The sequence below is a fragment of the Candidatus Cytomitobacter indipagum genome, assembly GCF_008189285.1.
Classification (GTDB): domain Bacteria; phylum Pseudomonadota; class Alphaproteobacteria; order CAJXXZ01; family 1604HC; genus Cytomitobacter; species Cytomitobacter indipagum.
Genome location: NZ_CP043315.1, coordinates 346,118 through 370,658, shown reverse-complemented (window position 1 = coordinate 370,658; position 24,541 = coordinate 346,118). Strand labels below are relative to the sequence as shown.

Here is a 24,541-nt window from a genome sequence, read left to right as displayed (position 1 = left end):
TTGATATAAAGGAAACAAGTTTGAATTTGCAATATAGTGTAAAAAAAATTAAAGAAAATAAGTGGACTTGAAAAAAAATTAAATCATATATTATGCAAAAAGAAGACATTATATAGAAAAAAGTTAAGTTGCTTAGTAGACTTTGCATTAATTTGCATAGTTCTTTTTGATAATTCTATTGAATATGATTGATTGCAAATACGCTAATATGTTGCTCCAAATCATGTATATCATAAATGCAGATGAATAGCTTGATAACAGAACTGCTGAAACTAAAGGCAAAGCAAGAATAAAATTATCTTTTTGTTTTTTTAAAGTGTTCCATTGTTGGGCAATCATTGTTATTGAAAACAATGCTGATAAAAGATTTATATCAAAAGGCAAAGATTTTGCAGTAAAGTATTTGATCAAATTATTTACAGAGTATGGGTCTGATATAGATAGGTCTTTTATCCACAAAAATCCAGCATTAACTGAATCTATGCTTATTGAAATTGCTGCATACAAAGATATAAATAATGGAATCTGGAAAACAAAAGGCAAAATCCCTCCTAATGGATTAATTGATTCTTGTTTGTATAGCGCAAGAATGGATTGCTGTGTAGCAACATTGTTTCCCTTGTTCACTTCTTTAATTCGCTCAATTTGTGGCTGCAATTTTTGAATTTTCATCATTGATATATGGGATTTATATGAAAATGGCGCTAGTATTATCTTTACAATTAAAGTTAACAAGCATATTGCAAATGCAAAGTTGTCAAATATAGATAATATGTAGGATAAAATTGCAAATATAGTTTTGGTTATAATTGATAGAAAGCCGTAGTTTATTAAATTTTCCAATCCATTTGCTTCGTATTTCTTTGCATATTTCTTTAAAATGCTTAATTTCTTTGGACCTGCAAACACATAAAAGCTCCACGAAGAAGATTCTTTAGGGTTAATTGTTTGAGAAGGAAACGCTACATTTGAACTTGAATCATTTGAGTTGTATGAATATGAAATGTTGTTTTTAGGAATTACAGCAAATGCAGAGTATTCGTCTTCAAACCCATGCCATGAATTTGTATTGATGGAAGCATGCTTTTTGCTTGCTCTGATTGTTGCGTCATCTTTTTGATATATAAAATTTCCTTTAACTTTTTCTGTTAATAAGTCTAATCCAATATTAATTGGCTTAGATAGTGCGTTGAAAACAGAGTATTCTACTTTGACTATATAGTCATCTACTATTTGCATGCTTTGTACGAAAATAGATCCTTCAGGACTTTTCCATGTAAGTATTAAAGGCTTATCGCTTGAAAGGGATTCACTATTACTAGACCATTGGTCGTTGTTTGGCGTGTTAGAATCTTTTGAATTCCATGTTGTGCTCCAAGAAGAATCACAATTCAAGATATTGTATTTCTTATTATTATAATTAATCTTCAAATTTGAAAAAGAATTATTATTGAAATGTATTTTTCCTTCGATATTTTTATTATCTATGTTAATTGCTTCTTTGGTTAGTTGTTTATTTACTACAACTTGAGAATTAACTACGCTAGGAACCTTGATTTGGATATTTCTCTTATTGTAAAAAGACCAAAGTACGGCGGCAAATAAAGCCATATTAATATAAAAAAGATATTTTTTCATTGTTTTAATACACTCAAGATATATTAAATCTTCAGATTTTTCAATCTTTTTTTAACTATTTTTTCATTTATAATGTAAGTATATGTTCTTAGTTTTTGCTTTTTTTTGTGGCGTTTTGTTCGCTGATGTAGATTATGAATTGGATAATGTAAAAATGCACTTGATAAGTCTTTGTGAAGACAAGCAAATTACAGGTGATCAGAAAATTAATTGCGAAAAGAAAATTGAAAGCATCAGAAATATTTTGAATGAAGCCTCAAGGAGAAGTTTGACTAAAAAAAATGGGCATGAAATATATATAGAAAATATTATTGAATACATCCCGCTAAATAAATCTGAAGATCAAATATCTAGAAAAGATTACATAAAAATACATCAAGATGGAATTAAACTGATGGCAAGAGGGGATATGAACTCTGCTTATAGGAAATTTTTTAAATTGTCAAAAATGAAATCTTCTGATCCATGTTCCCACTATTATTGGATGGGAATGATTAGATTAAAACAGAAAAAATTTACTAATGCGATTTTGCACTTAGGTCAATTCTATAAATCAATGATTAGAAATAAAAGTGATATTGTGTACAGAAAAAATGAAGATAAAATGCCTAGAAGTATTTTAAATATTATGGAATGCTTGTTAGGTTTGAAAAAAATAGACCAAGCTAAACTTTTGATGGAGTTTTTTGATTCAAAATATGCAAATTATAGAAAAAGCATGCATGAAAAGTACATTATTAACGAAATTAAAAAAGTGGAAAATGTGCTGTAAAACAGGGATGTTTTCGAAGGTCTGAAATAAAAAGCTTGAAAATGCACCCTAAAATTTAGTACAACAGAAAATGTAGGATGCATCTTACTCCTACTCCCAACCAACTCAAAGGAAACGATCAAAATGGAATATGAAATATGAATTTTTTGAAGAAATTTTTGCAATCTAATGGCAAGCGTATGAATGAGCCTTCTCAATTTGAGAAAAAGAATTTCAGCAAGCCAAAGAATGTAATATATGACACTATTGCAAATTATACAAGCCGTGAATCATACTGTGGAAACTTGTATGAAGATAATGTGATAGTGTACAGATGCGTTAATTTGATAGCGCAAAATATAGCAAATATAAAATATGAATTAAAAGATAAAGATGGAAATATACTGAAAGATCATGAAATAGCTAAATTAATCACAAGACCAAATGATAAATGCGATTGGTTTATGATGATTAATGCCACAGTGATTGATTTGTTGTTGCATGGAAATGCTTATTTATACAAATATGATGAAGATGAGATTATTCGTATGAATGCAAAAAATGTTAGAATAGATCGAAATGATTCTGGAGATGCAGAACAATATGCATGCTCTGATGAGTGTAAAATTGATGCAAATGACAAAAAATTCTTGCATATTAAACTATTCAATCCTTCTTCTCCATGGAAGGGAATGAGTCCAATTTCATCTATTGAGAAATCAGCTATGCTTTATAACTCTATTACTAATCACAATCAATCCATATTAAACAATGGAGGAAGGGTTTCTGGGGCATTAGTTTTTGACAATCATTTGACTGATGACCAAATTAGCGATCTAAGAGAAAGATTGGACTCAAGATATTCTGGATCAGATTCTGCTGGAAGAATAATGATTCTAGAAGGAGGTGCTCAATGGAAAGAAATGAGCATTTCTCCAAAAGATATGGATTTTAGCAAAGCAAAGATGGATTCAGCAAGAGAGATAGCATTGGCATTTGGAGTCCCTCCAGTAATGCTTGGAATGCACGAAGCCTCATCTTTTACATATTACAGAGAAGCAAGATCTAATTTCTGGAAAGAAACTCTTTTTCCATTTGCTAGTATGATTTTGAGTCAATTGAAGGATTGGTTATTGCAAAACTATCCGGATTTGCAACTAGAATATGATTTTTCAAGCGTTCCTGTTCTTTCTGCGCAAAAAGAAGAATACGAAAAACATGTTGATGGGCTATCTTTCCTATCTATAGAGGAAAAACGCGAATTATGTGGATACAAAGGAAAATAAAATGAATAAATTAGAACTAACAACTTTCGAAAGAAATAGTGGGCCATTAACAGCTAAACAAATGGATGGAAATTTTCTTTTAATAGAAGAGTCTATTAATAAATTATCTGATCAAATGGTTGTTGCAAATAAGAATGTTGAATCTAATAAAAGCAAAGATTTTTCATTAAATGCTAAAGATTATTCAAATGAAAGTGAATGGCAAATCAGTGAATATCATGATAATAATATTGATTATATAGCCTTTACGTATAAAGGAAATATTATTTACAAAGCACCTGTTCTTTCTGTAAAAGGAAGTTTATTTGGATGTAAATTGAAATTTGTGCCTGATTCAGAAAGCGCAGAAAAAACAATTAATAGAGAAACTGTTGCTATTTGTTTGAAAACTCAATCTGCATATTATATGCATAATAGTGATATGTTATTCATTCCATTTGTGGATTATTCATTATCAGAACGCAATGAAGAAGAATAAAAAATAAAGAATTAGAAAGAGAAAATGAAGTTAGAAATTAAAAATATTAATGAAGATGGTTTATTTTATGGCTATGCAAGCACATTTAATGAAATAGATCTAAAAGGTGATATTATTTTGCCTAATGCATTTAAAGCAGCTATTAGAGATTTTTCTGATATAGATATGCTTTTTCAACATGATTTCGGAATTCCATTGGGTAAGTGGATTGAAATTGAAGAAAATAATGTTGGATTGCACGTTACAGGCAAGATATTTAAAAATTTATATATGGGTGAAGAAATTTACAATATGATAAGAGAGAAAAAAATATGTGGTCTTTCTATTGGTTTTAAGCCTATAATGTATGAAACAGATGGAAATGTCAGAAGATTGACTAAAATTGATTTAAGAGAAATTTCCATTGTTCGATTTCCTGCTAATCGTTCAGCTTTGATTAATAAAGTTGAAAGTTGATTATTTATTACTCAAGATTATTTTTTGTTATTAAAATTAAGAAAGGTAAATTATGAATCAAATTAACAATATAGAGAGAAAAGATGCGAGTCATCAAGATTCGTTGAAAGTTTTTGGAAAGGCATTTTATGAATGCAAGCATGAACTAGAAGAGCAAAGTAAAAAAAATACAGAAGAACAAGTCAGCATTAAACAAGATCAAGAAAAAATTAAAGAAGGGCAAAAAAATATGGAAAACAAACAAAGTGAATTGGAGAAGAAATGCATGGATTTAGATAGAAAAATGTTTGAATTATCAGATAAAAATGATAAAAATAAACCTATCGAAAAGAAAAGCATTTCTTCATGGTCTAAGTGTAATAATAATTTTGAAAAAGAATTTGGAGACTATGTTTGCACTGGAAATTCATTAGAGAGAAAAAATGACATGCAAGAAGTAGGTGGATATTTTACTTTCCCGCATCTTAATCAATATTTAACTCAAATGTCAAGTTATGTTTCTCCAGTTAGGAAATTGGCTTCAAAATATTCAATTCAAAGAGGTAGATCTTTTAAGCTTTCCTTTGTAAATGATATTCAAGTCACTGCAGGAGACTGTGACAATGCTTATGATAATGCAAATTCAACTGATGTGACTTTTAAAAACAATGATATTGAATTATGTCCAATTGAAGCTTGTGCAAACATTCCTCAAGATATGATGCATAGCAAGCCAATTAATTTTGAATCATTTGTTCTTGCTAAAATTGCACATGATATGTCTAAAACAGAGAGAAGCTTGTTTGTAGATGGAGTAGAAGGAAAAATAGATAGCATTGTTCCTTCTGATGATAAATATATTATTGATGGAGATTTCAATTATGAAACTGCCATTAATATGGTGAGTAAGCTTCCAGAAGAATTTCATGGTGAAAATACTGCATGGATGATGACAAGAAGAATGTACAATGAATTTTTGCAATTAACAGACAAGGCTGGAAGGTTTTTGATTCACTCAGATTGTCATAATAAATATTTCTTAAATTACCCAATTTACTTTGTTCCTGAATTAGAAGGAAAGAATTGTGAATTGATTTTTTGTAATTTGAAAAAAGGTTATGCGATTGTAGAAAATGACAACCTGCTTGTGTTGCATGATAAATACAGCAAAAAATCTTTGGTGCAAAATTATGTGAGAAATGATATTGGAGCTAAAGTTATAAGAGAAGATGCTTTTGTTGGCTTTAGAAAAACTCAAGCAGATAGCAAGTAAAGGATAAATAATGAGTGTTGCTAGTAATGATTATCTGCATTTAGAAGAAGAGTCAAATGATTTGCCTGTGGATTTAAATTTCATCAGGAATCATTTTAAAATTTCTCTTCAAGAGAGCGATGAATATATCAAGAAACTTTTGAAAATTGCAATTAGTCAGGCTGAAACCTACACTGATAGATCTATTGTATTAAAAAAATGGGTTTACACGCATAATCAAGTGCAAATGCATTTGCCAAAGCCGCCAATTGCAAAGATCAATAGCGTTGAAGTTATGAAAAATGGAAAATTTGAAAATATCAAAGATTATTGTGTTCAAAAGCATAATGATTACATGATTCTAGAGCTTAATAAGAATAAATATATGAACAAAAAAGTTAGAGTTAAGTATTCAGCTGGTTTTGAAAAAGAAGAAGATTTGCCATCATCTATTTTGCAATATTTATTAAATAGATTTGAGGTTTTATACAATGGATCTGCTCAAAAGAGTGATAATTTAAGAAATCATAACGTTTTGTTGGATTCATTCAAAATCATGAGAAATAAATTATGAGCACAAATTATCCAAACAAATGGAACTCTATTCTTCAAGGAGAAATGCCAAGATTTAGAGATTTTATAGAGCCTATTTTCATAGATGAAGTTTTTGTAGATGGGAAATATGTGCAAAAAGTTACAAAAATGGAACAAATTTGGTGTCATATGGCTCCGTTAAATTTGCATCAAAAACAAACTGGAGTGATTCAGAATTTTTTTGGAATAGTATGCAATCTTGATACAAAGCATTTTTCTATGGCTGCTTGGAATGATAAATATGTAAAAGTTAATTCATTTCTTCAGCCAATTAATAATAGGTACGGCTATTTGTTTGCTAAAGAAATTAGAAGTCAAAGTATTTTTGCAACAGATAATGTGCATATTCAAGAAATTGATAGTAAAGTTCAAGAAAAAAATGATCTGGATACTAATGCTAGCTATCACTCAACTGATATTGAAGAGGGTGATAATGATGAAAGTACATTAGTGCAAACTGATAGTGCAAATTATCAAAATTAAAACAAACAAAAGGTATAGAAATGAAATTAAATGAATGTAATAAGAAAATATTAAAAATTGCATCAAGCGTATTTCCAAATTCATACATTGGATTTCAGGATAATAGTGCGCATGATGTTTTAAATATAGAAATAGAACAGCATGAACAAGATTGTGAAAAACTTTGGATAAGATACTGTATGCGTTTAAAGAAATTCGAAATTAATACAGAATATTATGAGAAGTTTGTCAAATTAAAAAATAAAATATGCAGCGATGAAAAATGCGTTGATTGTGTTTGCGATGTAAACAAAGGAATCATAAGATTTTTGATTGCAATTCAAAGAGATGTTGAAGATGAATGAGGTGGTATGAATTTAATTTTAAAATATGAGGTTGGAAATTATAATGTGATAGATTCAAATCAATGCACGCAAACTCTAGAAGCAAATAGTTTTATGAAGCGTAGTATAAATGGAGATCCTATTATAGTATCAAACAATAATAAATACACATCATCGATATGTGGATTTGGATCAGCACCTGAGATCAGAATGAATGAAATTATGATTTTAGAATGTGCATTAGGCATGAATCAAAATATTAAGCCATCTGAAGAGATTAAAATTGATAGAAATATTGTTCCTGGCTCTTTATTTTTAATAACAGCAGATAATAAAAGAGTATATTTAAAATCTATTGATGAAGCTGAAAGTTATGATGGGTTAAAATTAAATTATAGAATTATGTTGAAAGTGAAGGTCATCAAATTAACATCTGAATTTAAATATGGAAAATCTACTTGGAAATTGGAATTAGAAGAAATATGAGCATTTTATTTTTTGCATCTGAAAATGAAATTAATGCAAGTGATTTAAAAGATGAAGATAAATATAGCAATAAAGTAGATTTAATCAAAATAAGTCAAAATGTTAATAGTAAAGCAAAAGCAGAAATTCATGTAAGCTTGCATGATATTGAAATTATTGAAAAAATTAAACATTGTGCAATTGCATATAATAATAAAGTTGTTTTTTTAGGGAGCATAGTTTCAAAGAGAATTGATAAAATATCAGTTATTATTAGTATGATTTCTGATCCCAAACAAGAAGATATTGAAAAAGCATTTGAGTTAGATCCTATTAATGAAATTTTTAATCCAAGCGGGAAGCATGTAAATGATGTTTTGTTATTTGATTCTCAGAAAAGAGTTTTTAATTTAAATAAGCATGATCCAAATATTTATCATTTAGCTTTAGATGATGATAAAATATATAGCAAAGAATACAATATTCCTAGCAATAATAATTCATTCGAATGCAATGTTAATATTCGTTGGAATGAGCATGAGATGAAAATGATAGACGTGATGAATAGTATAACTTCATATATTTCTAGAGAAGCAGTAAGTAAAATTAAAAAAAATATGCCGAAAAAAGCTCAAAGATTTGGAAAGTATATTGTATCGAATTCTTACATGCGTGATGGCAGAGTTTTTATAACATTAAAAAAGGAGCAGAAGAGAAGTAAATCTGAAGCATGGAAAATGAATTTTAATATTGATAATATTAAAGATTTCAATATTAATTTAAACGGAGACAAATATATTGCTCAATATAAAGCATGGAAAGAAGAAGAGCACTACTTAAGCAGAGATAAAGTTTTATTAAATAATAAGATTTACCAATGCATTTCAGCTCATAAATCAGGTGATTTTATGGATAGAAAAAATTGGGTTGTGATAAATGAAAAGAGCTTTGTTGGATCATCTCAGTATGGATGCAATTTATTTGATTCAGATGCTGGTCAAGACATTTTTCAACAATTATTGAAATTGATTAACTGTTATGTTAGCAAAAATGCATATAAATATTCAATTTCAATTTCTGGGCCAGCAGAATATTGGTCTTTTATAGAAACAATGGATAAAATTAAATTTAAAGATATTCATATGCAAGAAAAATATGCTTATGTATTCTCTTATGAGAAAATATTTCAAAATAATAAAAATGAAGTAAGATTTAAATTGCATTTTAATGAATACAAACAGCCTGATAAAAATGAAAAAATAAATTATGTAGCAGAAAATTATTTTTGCGATAATTATGTTGATATGAATTCAATTAAACAGCATGGTCAGTTTTTGATTGAAAGAATTTATGGAGAGGATTATAATTTGCCTCAATGTATCAATAAAACAAAAATAGATTTTGAAAGAGATTTTGGACAAATAGTTGGTTTGAAAATTATAGATAATGCAAATTATGACCATCATTTTAATGAATTGAGAATGAATTTATATAAGAGCTGTCAAAATGAAGAAAGGAGACATAATGAATATCTTAGATAATTTTTACATACAAGAGATTATTGAATTACCAAAGCCAGAGATAACAATTATTCCACTTGCAAATGATTAATATTGTAATTAAGATTCTTCAATTTTTTAAATTTATAGGATCGTTTATTGGAAACATGTTTATGGGAAAGCAGAGTTATTCAAAATTGTTTTTCTCTAGTGCATCTGATATCTTTAAGTATTTAAAAGGGTGCAATAAATCTTCATTAATACAGAAGCTAAGTGGAGATCAGCATGTTAATATTATTTTAAAAAAGACTATAGAAAGCATTATAAAAGAAGATATACATCACAAAGATAGAAAAAATGCTAGAAAAAGAGATGCTTTACTGAGCAAGCATGAGAAAAGAAAAAGACATATTATGTTATTTTTAGCATTTGCAGGATTATCATTCTGCCTATTAGTTTTAGGCATGATCTCTGATCTATCTACTGAGATGATTTGCATTATTTCTACAGCTGCAGGAATTTTTGGATCATGTCTCAAGGATGCATATGTGTTTGAATTTGGATCAAGATCAAGCAAAGATAAGAAATATTTTGAAAATTGATTTGATTTATTATGAAACATTTGCATATCATTAATCATGAAGAGATGTTTAGTTATGAAATTTGGAGGAGCAACTGTAGCAGATATAGATAAAATTAAGCATTGCATTAAAAAAATATCCCCTAAATTTAATGAACATTCCATTATAATTGTTGTGTCTGCCATGAATGATACAACTAATCAATTAAGAGATTTAATATCTCAAATTTCATCAGAAAATGAATGCGCTCTTGAAAAGCATTCAGGAAATTTGAATTCCATTAAAAAATATTCCAATATTGCATCAGATTTAATATTATCATCAGGAGAAACAATAAGCGCTGGAGTTTTTTCATTGTGTTTGCAAGATTGTGGCTATAAATCGATTCCCTTATGTGGGTGGCAGCTTCCTATTGTTACTGATGATAATTATGGAGATGCTGAAATTCAGCAAATTTCTATGAAATACATAAAAGAATTGATAAATCAAAAGACAATACCTGTTGTAGCCGGATTTCAAGGAATTTCTCCAAGCAAAAATATTACCACATTAGGGGAAAGTTCTTCTGATTTGACTGCTGTTGCTATTGCTGCTGAGCTAAATGCAGATTGCTATATATACAAAAATGTATCTGGTGTTTTTACTTGTGATCCAAATTCAAATTCAGGAAAGAAAATAGATAGCCTTAGTTATGAAAATATGGAAATTGCATCTAAACATGGAGCAAAAGTTGTTTGCTACAAAGCTGTGAAATATGCGAAAAAGCATAATGTAAAAATATTTGTAGAATCTGCATTTCAAAAAGAATCTGGCACAATGATTTCTAATAATTTTTCACAAAAAAATATTGTAACATCGCAGCAAGCATTTATAATCCCCTTAGAAAATCATGATCCAATTCCAAGTGAGCATATTTTTACATTTGGCAAATGGTGTATTTTTTCCAATCAAGAAGAATTTGAAAATTATGCTTTAAATAACAATAAAAATATTTCAAAACAAAAATATATGAAAATAACTTTAATACATCCAAGCAAAATTGCAAAAGATCATTTTTTGAATATTGCAAAGAAATATTCCGAAATATACTCTTGCATGGACTCATATTCATGGATTTGCATTGAAAAGAAATACGCATCAAATTTAGAAAAAGATTTGCATGAGAGCTTTGTTAAATGATTTTGCTTAATTAATTTCCTATATAATATGCATTTGCAAAAGAAAAATCATAAGCATTGTTTAGATTTTTCATGATGATAGATTTCAATTCCCACAATAATTCATTTATTGAAATTTTTCTTATAAATATTTATTTTTTCTTGAATGTATCAAAATGATATCCAAAAATTTCTTTTAAGCTGCTAAAAACAATTTTCCAAGGCGCATTAAGCGATCTATTGTTTTGTTTTGATTAGTAATTTGCGCTATCTAAAGTCAAATTCACTTTCTCTCATTAATATTTATTTCATTTTACTTGCTTTGCAAATTCTTCGATATATTTGCGCTATTTGATTTTTTACTTTCTTCTTACTGTTCAATATTTATTGAATGCTCAAGATTTCTATTTCATTTGAAAGTATTGCAATCAGATGATTGATCACTTTTAAACTAGTTGTAATTAATCATTGCGTAATTGGTGAATGAGCATGCAATTAAAAGGAAAACATGCATCGTAATTAAATATATAACAATGTAGAAAATGCTTAAATTTATAATTTATTTCATAATATATATTGGTTTTTTTGAATACACAGCAAATACATTCTGATTCATAGCGTTTAATGCAATATTGTATAAATTAAACTAAAAATCTTAATTGATTCAATTACTTTTCTCTGAAAACTACGGTTCCAGTGCCTGAAATCCATCCATTATCTTTGCTGGCTTTTTGTAGGTTTCTAGGATTGATATTTACTTTGACTTTATCTCCCATAGTTATTCTTATTTTATTATTTCTGATTTTGCCTGATAAGCAAGCAATAATCCTAAGCTCTCCCTCTACTTTTGTTTTGGTTTCTACATCTGATACCAATAAAATTTTCATTTTTCCAGCACACACAGATTCAACTATCCCATAAAACGGTACAGAGCTAGAATTCATACTTTAAATCTTCCATAACAAGTATTGTAAATGAGATGCAATAATTCGTCAAGAAATAATCATAAATAATAATTTGAATTACGGTAGCATTAAATTGCATAAAAAAATAATTTTATATAAATGTAATATGTATTGAATTGTAAATAAAATGCAGTTTAGTGCAAATTATTGATCATCTTGATCTTTGAGAAAATCAGGAAGATTATTTTTTACAGAAACTTCCTCTTCGCTCTTTTTGTTTTTTTTCCAGAAATTTAAAACAGACCATCCATTTTTTTTGTCATTTGTTTTTGAATTGCTATAATCAGCTTTAAACTCACTATTTGGTTCATTTAGATTATAATGCTTAGATCCAATAAATACATTATCATCTCCATCTTCATCATAATTAGCATTCACTTTTTTTCGTTTTTTCTCTTCCCCATCTTTTTTTATTTCACTTTCATTGATTTTGCTTGTTCCAAATATGAAAATTCTTATTGAATCATCTTCGTTATCTGAAAAAGTCGCTCCAAGAATAATATGTGCATTGCTAGAAACTTCTTCATTAATCTTTTGAGTAGCATCAGAAACATCGTCCATGCTTAAATTAGGTCCACCTGTAATACAAACCAATACATGGTCAACATTCTTCCAAGAAAAATCACCAAAATCTAATAATAAATTAGACATTGCTGTTGCAGCAGCTTTCGCTCCTTTATTTTCTCCACTTGCAATTCCGCTTCCCATCATAGCTTTATTTCTTCTGTCTTTTACAACAGTAGATAAATCTGCAAAGTCAACATTAATTAATCCTGGATTTTTAATGATATTCACAACGCTGCTAATGCAATCCGCAAGAAACTTATCCGCAATGCCAAAAGCATCTACAAATGGAGTGTTTCCAGCTGTAATACTGTGTAGATTTTGATTAGAAACAATTACTAATGTATCGACATTATTTTGCAATTCTTCTATTCCTTTTTCTGCAACATTGACTCTATGCGATCCTTCAAAATTAAAAGGCTTTGTTACAATTCCCAATGTTAGAATTCCTGCAGCTTTTGCAGCTTCTGCAATAACTGGAGCAGCTCCAGTTCCAGTTCCTCCTCCCATTCCAGCAGTGATGATAACCATATTTGCATCGCTCAAAAATTCCATTATAGAATCTATGCTTTCTTCTGCAGCTTTTTTACCACACTCCGGCTTGGAGCCAGCCCCTAAACCTTGAGCTGTTTTTGTTCCAAGTTGTATTTTTTTTGCGCAATTAGATTCATTTAATGCTTGTATATCAGTATTGCAAACTGCAAATTCAATGTCGCATAATTCTTCAGTGTCTCCAGAAAACAAACTATCAGAAACTTCGCTTTCATTTGATGAGTCATTATTATGTTCATCTTTTGAAGTAAGAATAGCATCTAATTTATTTTTGATAGATGCTTTGGTAGATTTGCCCTTAATCATATTATTGACTGCATTGCATCCAGCTCCACCAACACCAAGAACAACAATCCTAAGATTCATATTTTTTTTCATTACCATCTCCATTAACTATTTATTAATCATATCATAAATTTTTTTTAACCCAAGCAATATATAGTGAGAAATTTTCAACAAAACGCTTTTTTTCTTTATTTTGTTTTTTGTTTTCTTTAAATAAGCATCAATAATAGTAATGTTTGAGTCAAAATTATTTATATTGGATTTATTTAATAAATACAGATTTTTTTCGAAATATTTGTTAAACATGAATTCAATTCCATGTATTTCTGCAAATTCTCCAAATAAAAACAATCTATTGCTATAGTCCAATTTGTTTTCAACTGTATTTTTTAATTGAGAAATAAACTTTTTAATCAGTGGAATGGTTTTATGAATAAATTCATAGTGAGATATTGTATTCTCAGATAAATTCCTTTTACTTAATTTTATATGATGATTTTTGTCATTTTCATTTGCAATTCCTCTGCAATACTTTTTCCTCAAATGACTTGCTTGTTTTATGGATATATTAAATTTTACTGCTATTTCATTATCTATTATACTGTACCCCATATTAATATTTATGATTTCAATTGGAATGTGATTTTTTATTGAATAAATTATCGCATTTTCTTCTTTAATATTTAAAATTGTTGATCCAAGTTTTCTGTCATCATCATGCAATATTTCATTAAACAATTCATAATCATATACGCTGTAATCAACAACATTGATGTATAGATTGTTAAAAGCATTTCTGAAATTATTGATAATTGCCCTTTGCGTGCAAAATATGCTCCAAGTAATTTGGCATATAGAGCCTTCCATGCCCATTGGATTTTCTATTTTTTGCTCATCCATTTTTATTGAGCATGGAAAACATTTTATAAGATATAAATTATTTTGATTGCATGTTTTTTTTAGCTGAAAAATCATTTTTTTCATATGATCTATGTTAAATTTAGACTTTATTTTAATTTGCGTTGAAAGATAAATAATTTTAATTTGCTCAGAAGGCAAAATAACAACTGTATCCTGAAGTTTGACATTTGTGCTTAATTCAAGTTTTTTAACTAATTCATGTATTTTTTTTGTAAATTTATTAAGATCAGTGATAGTTCCATTAGATATTCCTTGAGAATCAAGAATATCTGTAGCTATTTTTTCTTTTTCCTTGACAACACAACCAGTTGTCTGTTTTTCTCCAAACTGAAGAATTAATTTATGCATTGCAAAATTATATCATTATTAATCATTGAAATTAAGCTATTTATGAAATTAAATATTATTTATTATTATTTGGTTTTCTGTTTAATTTGCAGAAAAGCTAATTTTTTGAGCTATTAATTAGAAGATTTTGACGAAGGCATATTGGTCATATTTTTTAAAAGTTCGCAATATATATTTTGAAGAATTTTTATATTAGATAATTCTGTGCATTCATTTGTTTGATGCGCTTGATCTTCATTAAGTCCAATTTCAACTACTGGGCCTAATTTGGTTAGAAATCTACCATCACTAGTTGCTCCATTTGCATTAAAATCTATTTCTTTGCCTGAAATATTTTTTACACTATCTCTAATCCATTGAATGATATTTTTATCATGCACAACAAATGATTCTCCATGCTTTTTCCATGCAATAGAGTATTTTATGTCATATTTATTGCATGCTTTGTTGATTTTTTCTGATAGCTTTTCAATTATTTTTTCTCCTGTATAGTTAGAGTTAAATCTAGCTCCAAAACATATTTGCAAATCTCCAGGAATTACATTTTCAGTTTGATTTTCATTGCTTATGCCAGTAACTTGAACTCTGCTTGCTTCAAAATATTCATTTCTTTCTCCAATGGTTTTATTATGCAGAATATCTAAAATATCTTTTAATGGATTGATTGAGCTATTTGTAAACTCAGGATATGCGATATGACCCTTTTTCCCTTTAAGGGAAATAATCCCAGTAACGCTTCCACGCCTTCCTATTTTTATTGCATCGCCTGCAATTTTATAACAAGACGGCTCTCCTAATACAAATAAATCAAATTTTTCATTTGATAGCTTATGATTTTCTATAACTTTTCTTATGCCATCTACTGCATCACCTTCTTCATCTGTGGTAAGTAATACACTAACAGTTCCTTTAATATTATTTATACAATCTTTCAAAGCTGATAAGAAACAACCAATTGCCCCTTTCATATCAACAATTCCCAATCCAGAAATCATTTCCTTTCCATTTGAATTTTGTTGAGTTAGCTCGTAAGGATTGTGATTCCATTCATTTCCAGGAGGCACTACATCTACATGCCCTCCAAAGCATACATGAGGACCATCTGATTTTTTTAGTTTCGCAAACATATTGTATACAGGGCCATATTGAATGATTTCTACTGAGAAATTTAATTCTTTTAAAAAAGATGATACATATTCCAAGCAATCTAAGCCAAGGGGGGTTATGGATTTAAAGCTAATTAATTTTGATATAATCGATAATGTTTCAGAGTTATTCATGTGCAATTATTTATTCTTAATGCTTATAAAGTCAATTGAATAATGGCGCTATATTAAATTATAATTTTGTTGATAAAACACAAACATTAAATGTCATAATTTGCCTATTTATTTGTAATATGGATGAATTAATAGTATCTTTATCACAATGAAGTATTCTTTAATTATTTGTTTGATGCTATTTGGTTGCAACAAGAAACTGGAAAGGCCAAAATCATTATGTAAAGAATTAAAGCATGCAAAATCCAACGCAATAAAAAAACCAAAAAAGAAAATGTGCATTCCGCTTGGTTGGGACAATAAGATGAGTGTTACTTTTGCAGATTATTCTGCAATTGAGATTCTTAAAAAGATTTCTGAACAAAGCAGTATTTCAATTAATATTTCTGAAGAATTGAAAGATAAAAAAGTATTTTTTTCATGCAAAAATATTTCATCATTAGAGGCTGTCAAGAAATTATGTGCTTTAGCTGGATTTAGAATAGTTATACAAGATAGTGATATACAAATAGTCAAAGATGAGGAATATGAGTTTTTTCACGAAATAGCATTTTTATCCAATGTGAGAAGCGCAAGCACTAATACAAATGTTAGCGCTGGATGCGAGAAGGGTGGTTTGAACATTGGATCATCTGTAAATTTGAGCAATAAACATGATTACGACATTTGGAAAGAAATAGAATCTAATCTTAATTTTATTCTTGGAGAAAATAATAAAAAATACACAATTAACAAACAAGCTGGAGTTTTAATTGTTAGAGGAAAGCAAAGAACGCAAAAACAAATTCATGATTTCTTGATGCAAGTGCACAAAAGAGCATCAAGTCAAGTTTTGATCGAAGCGAAAGTTTTATCTGTTAAATTGAATCATGACTTAAAAACAGGAATAAACTGGAATTCTCTTAATTTATACAGAAACATAAAAAATAAAGTTGATTGGGCAGTGGGCTCAGAAACACAAAATAGCAATGCGCTTAAAATTTTCACTTCACAAAAAAGTGATGATGGTGAGATAGTTAATGATAGCTTGATTGATCTTTTAGAGAATTTCGGAGAAGTATCTACAGTTTCTAACCCAACCACAACAGTTCTAAATAACCAATACGCTATATTTAAAGTTGCGGAAAATCAGATTTACTTCAATTTAAAACAATCAGATTTATCTTGGAAGAAATCTGTTGGGGAAGATAAAGTTTTGAGAGCATTTAGCAGTGAGATTAATACAGTGCCAGTTGGAACTATGCTTTCTGTTCAGCCATCAATAGATTTTAGAAACAGAACAATTACATTGCTAGTTCACCCTACAATCTCTGATATAAGTCATTTTACTAAAGACCCAGCAGTCCCTCTTATGGCAAATGATATAAAAGTTGAATCTAAGGTTCCAATAATTTCTACCCAAGAAATGGACAGCACGATACGTGTTGATGATGGAGATTTAGTAGTTATTGGAGGGTTAATTAAAAAAAGAAGCGCAAAAGAAAAAGAAGGAATTCCTGGAGTTAGAAAAGTTTCTGTTTTAGGATCGACAAACCGCTCTGAAGTTTACGAAGAAATTGTTATCATGATAAGGGCTTATATTGTAGATTCTCCTGAATATAATTTAATAAGCAACGCAAAAGATTATGAGCTATTTAAGTTAAATGCAAGGAAATGAAATCACTTATAATCTAAAACAATAAATTAGAAAATAATTAAATATTCTTTAAAAATCAATAGATCAATTCCTTTTTAATTAAATTATCGAAACTCTATTATTGATTGATGATTTTTGAGAGAATTATTATATGTCGTTGAATCAATATTATAGGTGTCCAGTTGGTTTTCAAGGAAAGATATACATGGTATCTCATGAAACTTTATGGTCTTGGTCAAAGGAAAATGGACTAAATAGATGGGCTATGCTTCAAAATACAGCCATAGATTTATCTTTATCCCCAAACGGAAAGCATTTAGCATTTACTGGATCTGAAGACAGTAAATCAGATGTTTATATCATAGATATTAATAGTCATAAGCCAATTAGAAAAACTTTTTATGGAGGCTCTACTTATGTAGTTGGATGGCTTGATAATGATAATATAATTTATGCAACAAATTATGAATTACCATTCAAGAATCAATTTCAGCTGTTCGTTTTAAATATAAAAGATGATTCCACAACAAAGATTCCTTGTGGTCATGCAGGATTTATTGCATATGATGGTAAAAATAAACCTGTAATACAGAGATTTGGATATGGATATAGTAATTGGAGAGGGTATAAAGGAGGAACAGTTGGTGATTTATGGATTGCATCATCTGATAAATTTAATTTAAAAAATTCATCAAATGCAAATTTTATCAAACTTCCATTTGAAAACAGCAATGCACTATCTCCTTTATGGGTAAAAGATAGATTATTTTTTCTAAGTGATTGTGATGGAATCGGAAATATATATGAATACAATGTCGATGAAAAGTCTTGGAAACAACAAACTAATCATGATGATTTTTATGCAAGGGGAATCTCAAAATATGATGAAGATAAAATATTATACAGCAAGGCTGGAGATATATATTGCTTTAATGTTGAAACAGGAAAAGATGAAAAACTAGATATAGAAGGTCCTAGCTATAGTTTTGAACAAGATAAATTTTACAATGAAAGTAATTATGAATTGATAACTAGTGGAGATGTGAATAACAAAGGATCTGAAGTTTCTTGCGCAATAAGAGGAAAGGTATTTTCTAAGGCATTGTGGAACAAAGGACACAAGCTAAGAAATGGAAATATTCGATGCAGAATTGCCTTTTGGAATAAAGATAATATATTAGTTACAATTCAAGATAATGAAAATGACTCAATAATTACTTATCATGATAAAGAAGAGTCTAAATTTAAAGTTGAAGGAATTGGAAGAATCGAGAAATATATTATTTCTGAGAATAATATAATTGCAACTATAAATAATCGTAATGAAATGTGGTTGATTGATATTGACAAGAAAAATGCAGAGAAAATACTGGATAATGGAAATAAATTTAGAGGATTTGACTGGTCTCCAGATGGAAAATGGATCGTTTACAGTAGAATGATTTGCTCAAGCATTTCATCATTATTCTTATATAATTTAGATTCAAAAAAGCACACACAAATTACTCCTTCAGAATTTAAAGATGCATCTCCAAGCTTTGATCCAAAAGGTAAGTATATATACTTTCTATCATTTAGGGATTTAAAAACTGAATTTGATCCTATGTCATTTAATTTGTATTTTAAACATGGGGCAAAGCCATATGCCATTTCATTGGAAAAAGATTCCAAAGATCCATTTGTAGATTGGATGAATGTTAAAGATGAAGATGACGAAGATGATGATTTAGAAGATGAAGTAGTTATTTCAGATGAAAACAAAGAAGCGAAAGCTGCTGAATCTGATAAAAAAGATGACGAAGAAGAAATTGAGCCAACTAAAATAGATTTAGATGGGATAGAGCTCAGAACATTTGCTTCTTCAATTAAGCCAGGAAAATATCACAAACTAATTGCTATAGAAGATAAATTATTGATTTCACACGACAAAAAGCTTGACGTATTTAATTTTCAAAATCCAAAATTAGAAAACATAGTATCTGATATGACAAGCTATAAATTATCCCAAAATAAAAAATGGATTATTTATGCCAATGAAGAAAAATTGCGAATCGGTCAAGCTGGATCTAAATTTGAAGAAAATGATACTTCGCACAAAAAAGGTGGATGGGTTGCTGTAGATGATATTGAGGTTGAAATTGACCCAAGTGAAGAATGGACACAAATCCTTAATGAAGTCTGGTGGTTAACTAAAGAGCATTTCTGGGAATCAAGTATGAATAATATAGATTGGGATTCTATGAAATCTAAATATCAAAGTTTAGTGAAGAAAATTAAATCTAGAAATGAGCTAAACTCAATTATTGCTGACATGATTGGAGAGTTGAAAACTTCTCATGCATATGTTTTGGAAAAAGGAGATGTTTTTGAGCCTGAGCATAGATTCCATGGTTATTTGGGCGCAAAATTCACAAAAGTAGAAACAGGATTTAAGATAGATGAAATATACTATAATAAGAACTGCAAATCTCCGCTTCATTTAAATGCTAAGGCAGGAGATATAGTAACAAGTGTAAATGGACATGATATGAATAATAAAAAAGATGTTCATATTTATTTGAATAAAGAAAATAACTCCATAATTCTAAATAATGATAAAGAAATTTACATTAAGCCTATGAAATCATGGAGCGAGCTTTCTTACCATAGATGGATAGAGAAAAATGTTTCTATAATTAAAAATAGATCAGATAAAATAGGGTATGTTCACATTCCTGACATGGTCGAGAATGGCTTTCAAGAATTTTACAGAAGATATATTTTTGAACATAGAAAAGATGCACTTGTAGTTGATGCGCGATACAATAGTGGAGGATTTTTATCTTCTTTGATATTGGATAAATTGCAAAGAAGAAGGTCTGCATATTCGATTCCAAGACACGGCACAAAGGATCCTTATCCTGATGAGTCTCCCTCTGGGCCAATGATTCTTCTGTGTAATGAATATACTGGTTCTGATGGAGATATTTTCACTAGAATGTTTAAAGAATTAAAGCTTGGTCCAGTAATTGGAAAAAGAACTTGGGGTGGAGTAGTTGGAATTTGTCCAAGATATTATTTAATTGATGGAGGATTAACCAGTCAGCCAGAATATGGAATTTCAATGAACGGGACTGGATTAGACATGGAAAACAATGGAGTTGAGCCTGATGTTGAAGTAGGAATTTTCCCACAAGATTTTGAAAATAATCATGATCCACAATTAGAATATGCAATTGACCTTCTTTTAGAAAAGATTTGACAGTCTTTTATAAAATAATTTTTTGCAAATTTTTTGCAAATTTTTTGCAAAATAAAATTTTCACTAGAAGAAATGCTATAAGATTTTTGCCCTAACATATATAAAATATATTTTCAAATATAGCGAATAAATTGTTTTAATATTACACTTTCATTAACGAGGGCTTAAATGAAATTTAAAAGACTATTAACTAAATCAAATCCATATGAAAGTATAAAATTTACTGAAAGAAGTAGTAAAATTATAGATTTAAATGGAAACACTATAAAATCATTTGAATCTATACTTGTTCCAGAAGGTTGGTCTCAAACTTCAGTGGATATTATTGCGCAGAAATATGCTAGAAAAGCAGGGGTTCCTAAATTTACTAAGCGTGTTGCAGAAAAAAATGTTCCAGAATGGATTCAAAAATCAATTCCAGATGAAGAAAAATTAGGAAAATTAAGCGAAATAGAAAGATATGATGCAGAAGCAGATTCTAGAAAAATATTTGATAGATTAGCTGGTGCATGGACTTATTGGGGTTGGAAATACGGATATTTTAATTCAGAAGAAGATGCAAAAATATTCCACGATGAAATTTGTTACATGTTAGCATCTCAATCAGCAGCTCCTAACTCTCCTCAATGGTTCAACACCGGGCTATATTGGGCTTACGGAGTAACAGGAGAGCCTCAAGGGCACTATTTTGTAGATCCAGAAACATTAGAAACATGCAAGTCTTCTTCTGCATATGAAAGACCTCAGCCTCATGCTTGTTTTATTCAATCTGTTAAAGATGATTTATTGCAAGAAGGCGGAATTATAGATCTTATTGCAAGAGAGACAAGAGTTTTTAAATATGGATCTGGAAGCGGAACAAACTATTCTACTTTAAGAGCTAAAAGCGAATCGCTTTCTTCTGGTGGAATTTCTTCTGGATTATTGAGCTTTTTAACTGTATTTGATGAAAATGCTGGAGCAATAAAATCTGGAGGAACAACTAGAAGGTCAGCAAAAATGGATATTGTTGATGCAAATCATCCAGATATAGTTGAATACATTAGATGGAAATCTAAAGAAGAAGACAAGGTTGTATTTTTATCTGTTGGTTCTAAATTAATTAACAAAACTATTAACAATATTAAAAATGCATGCAAATCTTGGGCAGGAAAAGAAGACCATAAATATGATCCAGAATTTAATGAACAATTAGGAAATGCATTATGTGAAGCAGAAGAAAAAGATGTTCCTTATGGATATCTTAATAGAGTTATTAAGTTGATCGAACAAGGCGTAGAGGTGGATTGTCAAATTCTTACAACTGACTTTGAATCTGAGGCATATGCTTCTGTTTCTGGTCAAAATTCAAACAACTCTGTGCGTGTTGGTAATGATTTTATGAATAAAGTTGAAAATGAGTCTGGCTATATAAATCTTATTTACAGAACAAATAATCAAATTGCTGAAAAAATGGAAGTTTCTGACTTATGGCATGAAATTAGCAAATCAGCTTGGCTTTGCGCTGATCCAGGAATTCAATACGATACAACAATTAATGATTGGCATACTTGCAAAAATAGCGGAAGAATTAATGCGTCAAATCCATGTTCAGAGTATATGTTCTTAGATGACACTGCGTGTAATTTAGCATCTATTAATTTGTTGAAATTTTATAATCACAATGATGGAAAATGGAATTTTGAGCAGGATAAATTTGTTCATGCTGTTCAGCTTTGGACTACAGTTCTAGAAATTTCAATTGCTATGGCTCAATTCCCATCTAAACTTATTGCTCAAAGATCATTTGATTTCCGTACACTTGGATTAGGATATGCAAATCTTGGAGCATTATTAATGCAAAGTGGAATGCCATACGATAGCGAAGAAGGTAGGGCGTTATCTGCATATATTACAGCTTTAATGCATGGTGAATCTTATAATACTTCTGCAAAATTAGCTAAAGATTTAGGCGCATTTTCTAAGTTTGATGAAAATAGAGAATGCATGTTAGAAGTTGTGAAAAATCACAAATCTGCTATTTTTAATGGAGAATTTTCCAATATTGGGATTAAGCCAATTGTATTAAATTGGGACGCATGTCCTATTAAAGATAAATCTAGATTAGAGAATTTATGGAATGAAGTTGTTCAAAATGGAGAAAAGTATGGTTATAGAAATGCTCAAGTAACATTACTTGCTCCAACAGGAACAATTGGACTTCTAATGGATTGTGATACACTTGGAATAGAGCCAGACTTCTCTCTTATTAAGCATAAAAAACTTTCAGGTGGAGGTTATTTCAAAATTATTAATAATTCAATTAAGCCAGCGTTGAAATCTCTAAATTATAATGATAAGCAAATAAAAGATATCATAGGGTATGTTGTTGGGCATGGTAATTTGGAAGGAGCTCCTGGATTAAGCAATGCAATGTTAAAAAAAGCTGGATGCACAGATGAAATGTTGAATAGAATTTCTGTAGCTTTGAAAAATGCATTCGATATAGATTCTGTATTTTCTTGGGCTCTTAATGAAGAAGATTTGAAACAATTAAAAGTTGAAAACTCTAAAGAATTATTCAAAAAACTTGGAATTTCCAAAGATGATAAGTTGGCTGCAAGTAAATTTGCTTGTGGATTTGGAACAATTATAGGGGCTCCTCATATTAAAGAAGAGCATTTGGCAGTGTTTGATTGCGCTACACATGGAGAAAGATTCATATCTGCTGAAGGTCATATAAAAATGATGGCGTCCGTACAGCCATTCTTGTCTGGAGCAATATCAAAAACAATTAATATGTCTGAAAATGCAACAATTAAAGAGTGTGGAGATGCGTATAAATTAGCATGGGCGTTAGGAACAAAAGCAATTGCATTATATAGAGATGGATCGAAATTAGCTCAGGCATTAAATTTGACAAACAAGTCTGCATCTTACAAAAAGAAAGAGAGTGGCGATAGCTCTAATAACACAAATAGCATTAATTCCCACGACAACCAAGCGAAAGGTTTTTCTGATGATAGCGAATTAAAAAGAGGTCAAAAGGAGTCTTTGCCTAAAAAAAGAAGAGGCTATACTCAAAAAGTCACAATTGGAGGGTATACTTTTTATCATACAACTGGAGAGAATGAAAACAATGATATTAGAGAAGTGTTTACAGCTGGAATGGGAACTGAAGGCGCGTCATTTAGAAGTTTGATGAATTGTTTATCAAAATCAATTTCTATTGGACTTCAACATGGAGTGCCTCTTGAAAAATATGTTGATGCGTTTGCATTTACTAAATTTGAGCCGTATGGCCCTATTCAAGGTCATGATAGAATTAAATATGCAACATCCATTGTTGATTATTTGATGAGAGATTTGGCGATTTCTTACAGAAACATGGATCATCTTGCGCATGTTGAAGTTGCTGAAGAAGAGAAAGACAATGACCCAAAAACTGATAGAGATTTGAAAAAAAGCTTAGGATACACAGGGGATATGTGTAGCAATTGCAAAGAATTTACAATGAGACGAGTAGGAACATGTTTGCAATGCGAGAGTTGTGGGTCTACAAGTGGATGTTCTTGAAATCAAAGAATATTCATGCTTTGTTTGTTGAAATTTTGCCCAAACCATAAAGTAAAAATTAATAATGCAAATGAAAAAATAAAAGCTTATAATTCTTTCTCGCAAGAGATTTTTATTTTCCCAAAACAGAATGAAATATTCAACAAAAATTTACAATTTATAGTAAAAATTTTCAGCGAAATTAAAAAGTTAAGAATAAAATAATTAATCTTTAATAATTTCAACAATATTCATTAAATCAATTTTCAATAA

20 protein-coding genes are annotated in these 24,541 nt (G+C 29.4%); 15 read left to right on the top strand and 5 right to left on the bottom strand.

The annotated features are described in order from the left end of the window. Window positions 1–147: 147 nt before the first annotated feature. Window positions 148–1,638, bottom strand: a complete 1,491-nt coding sequence (yidC, locus tag FZC35_RS01550; RefSeq protein WP_148980903.1) for a membrane protein insertase YidC — start codon at window positions 1,636–1,638, stop codon at window positions 148–150. 82 nt (window positions 1,639–1,720) lie between these two features. Here yidC and FZC35_RS01545 point away from each other — a divergent pair, with 82 nt between their 5' ends. The 12 genes from FZC35_RS01545 (at window position 1,721) to FZC35_RS01490 (ending at window position 10,964) form a co-directional block, all read left to right on the top strand. Further along, the gene (locus FZC35_RS01545; RefSeq protein WP_148980902.1) at window positions 1,721–2,410 is read left to right on the top strand and encodes a tetratricopeptide repeat protein; all 690 of its coding nucleotides are present in this window, start codon (window positions 1,721–1,723) and stop codon (window positions 2,408–2,410) included. 137 nt (window positions 2,411–2,547) lie between these two features. Then, complete coding sequence (locus tag FZC35_RS01540; protein ID WP_148980901.1) at window positions 2,548–3,675, top strand: phage portal protein; 1,128 nt, start codon at window positions 2,548–2,550, stop codon at window positions 3,673–3,675. A gap of 1 nt (window position 3,676) precedes the next feature. Beyond that, window positions 3,677–4,153 (top strand): hypothetical protein, encoded by a 477-nt coding sequence (locus FZC35_RS01535; protein ID WP_148980900.1) that lies wholly within the window; start codon window positions 3,677–3,679, stop codon window positions 4,151–4,153. A 24-nt stretch (window positions 4,154–4,177) separates the two neighbouring features. Then, entirely contained in the window at window positions 4,178–4,609 is a 432-nt protein-coding gene (locus tag FZC35_RS01530; RefSeq protein WP_148980899.1) for an HK97 family phage prohead protease, read from the top strand. A gap of 52 nt (window positions 4,610–4,661) precedes the next feature. Further along, entirely contained in the window at window positions 4,662–5,861 is a 1,200-nt protein-coding gene (locus FZC35_RS01525; RefSeq protein ID WP_148980898.1) for a phage major capsid protein, read from the top strand. 10 nt (window positions 5,862–5,871) lie between these two features. Then, entirely contained in the window at window positions 5,872–6,414 is a 543-nt protein-coding gene (locus tag FZC35_RS01520) for a hypothetical protein (RefSeq protein ID WP_148980897.1), read from the top strand. Then, window positions 6,411–6,917: a hypothetical protein gene (locus FZC35_RS01515; protein WP_148980896.1), complete on the top strand. Its 507-nt coding sequence runs from the start codon at window positions 6,411–6,413 to the stop codon at window positions 6,915–6,917. Before FZC35_RS01520 ends, FZC35_RS01515 begins: the two co-directional genes overlap by 4 nt. A gap of 20 nt (window positions 6,918–6,937) precedes the next feature. Then, complete coding sequence (locus tag FZC35_RS01510) at window positions 6,938–7,261, top strand: hypothetical protein (RefSeq protein WP_148980895.1); 324 nt, start codon at window positions 6,938–6,940, stop codon at window positions 7,259–7,261. Window positions 7,262–7,267: 6 nt separating this feature from the next. Then, on the top strand, window positions 7,268–7,726 hold the full coding sequence (locus tag FZC35_RS01505) for a hypothetical protein (RefSeq protein WP_148980894.1): 459 nt from the start codon (window positions 7,268–7,270) through the stop codon (window positions 7,724–7,726). Next, complete coding sequence (locus FZC35_RS01500; protein ID WP_148980893.1) at window positions 7,723–9,246, top strand: hypothetical protein; 1,524 nt, start codon at window positions 7,723–7,725, stop codon at window positions 9,244–9,246. The genes FZC35_RS01505 and FZC35_RS01500 overlap by 4 nt, the downstream gene beginning before the upstream one ends. A 62-nt stretch (window positions 9,247–9,308) precedes the next feature. After that, on the top strand, window positions 9,309–9,806 hold the full coding sequence (locus tag FZC35_RS01495) for a hypothetical protein (protein WP_172619013.1): 498 nt from the start codon (window positions 9,309–9,311) through the stop codon (window positions 9,804–9,806). 36 nt (window positions 9,807–9,842) lie between these two features. Then, window positions 9,843–10,964 carry an aspartate kinase gene (locus tag FZC35_RS01490; protein WP_148980891.1) on the top strand — a complete coding sequence of 374 codons (1,122 nt, stop codon included), beginning with the start codon at window positions 9,843–9,845 and terminating at the stop codon, window positions 10,962–10,964. Window positions 10,965–11,610: 646 nt separating this feature from the next. Here the strand turns inward: FZC35_RS01490 and FZC35_RS01485 are convergent. The 4 genes from FZC35_RS01485 to dapE form a co-directional block, all read right to left on the bottom strand. After that, window positions 11,611–11,886: a S1 domain-containing protein gene (locus FZC35_RS01485; protein WP_216362636.1), complete on the bottom strand. Its 276-nt coding sequence runs from the start codon at window positions 11,884–11,886 to the stop codon at window positions 11,611–11,613. A 165-nt stretch (window positions 11,887–12,051) separates the two neighbouring features. Beyond that, entirely contained in the window at window positions 12,052–13,401 is a 1,350-nt protein-coding gene (gene ftsZ / locus FZC35_RS01480) for a cell division protein FtsZ (RefSeq protein WP_172619012.1), read from the bottom strand. Window positions 13,402–13,416: 15 nt separating this feature from the next. Beyond that, window positions 13,417–14,577 carry a hypothetical protein gene (locus FZC35_RS01475; protein WP_148980889.1) on the bottom strand — a complete coding sequence of 387 codons (1,161 nt, stop codon included), beginning with the start codon at window positions 14,575–14,577 and terminating at the stop codon, window positions 13,417–13,419. 113 nt (window positions 14,578–14,690) lie between these two features. Further along, window positions 14,691–15,857: a succinyl-diaminopimelate desuccinylase gene (dapE, locus tag FZC35_RS01470; RefSeq protein ID WP_148980888.1), complete on the bottom strand. Its 1,167-nt coding sequence runs from the start codon at window positions 15,855–15,857 to the stop codon at window positions 14,691–14,693. Window positions 15,858–16,005: 148 nt separating this feature from the next. On the opposite strand from dapE, the gene FZC35_RS01465 reads away from it, so the two are divergent. The 3 genes from FZC35_RS01465 to FZC35_RS01455 all read left to right on the top strand — a co-directional run bounded on the left by FZC35_RS01465 (window position 16,006) and on the right by FZC35_RS01455 (window position 24,289). After that, complete coding sequence (locus tag FZC35_RS01465; protein WP_148980887.1) at window positions 16,006–17,514, top strand: type II secretion system protein GspD; 1,509 nt, start codon at window positions 16,006–16,008, stop codon at window positions 17,512–17,514. A gap of 184 nt (window positions 17,515–17,698) precedes the next feature. After that, window positions 17,699–20,734, top strand: a complete 3,036-nt coding sequence (locus tag FZC35_RS01460) for a S41 family peptidase (RefSeq protein ID WP_172619011.1) — start codon at window positions 17,699–17,701, stop codon at window positions 20,732–20,734. A gap of 168 nt (window positions 20,735–20,902) precedes the next feature. Next, on the top strand, window positions 20,903–24,289 hold the full coding sequence (locus tag FZC35_RS01455) for an adenosylcobalamin-dependent ribonucleoside-diphosphate reductase (RefSeq protein ID WP_148980885.1): 3,387 nt from the start codon (window positions 20,903–20,905) through the stop codon (window positions 24,287–24,289). Window positions 24,290–24,541: the final 252 nt, after the last annotated feature.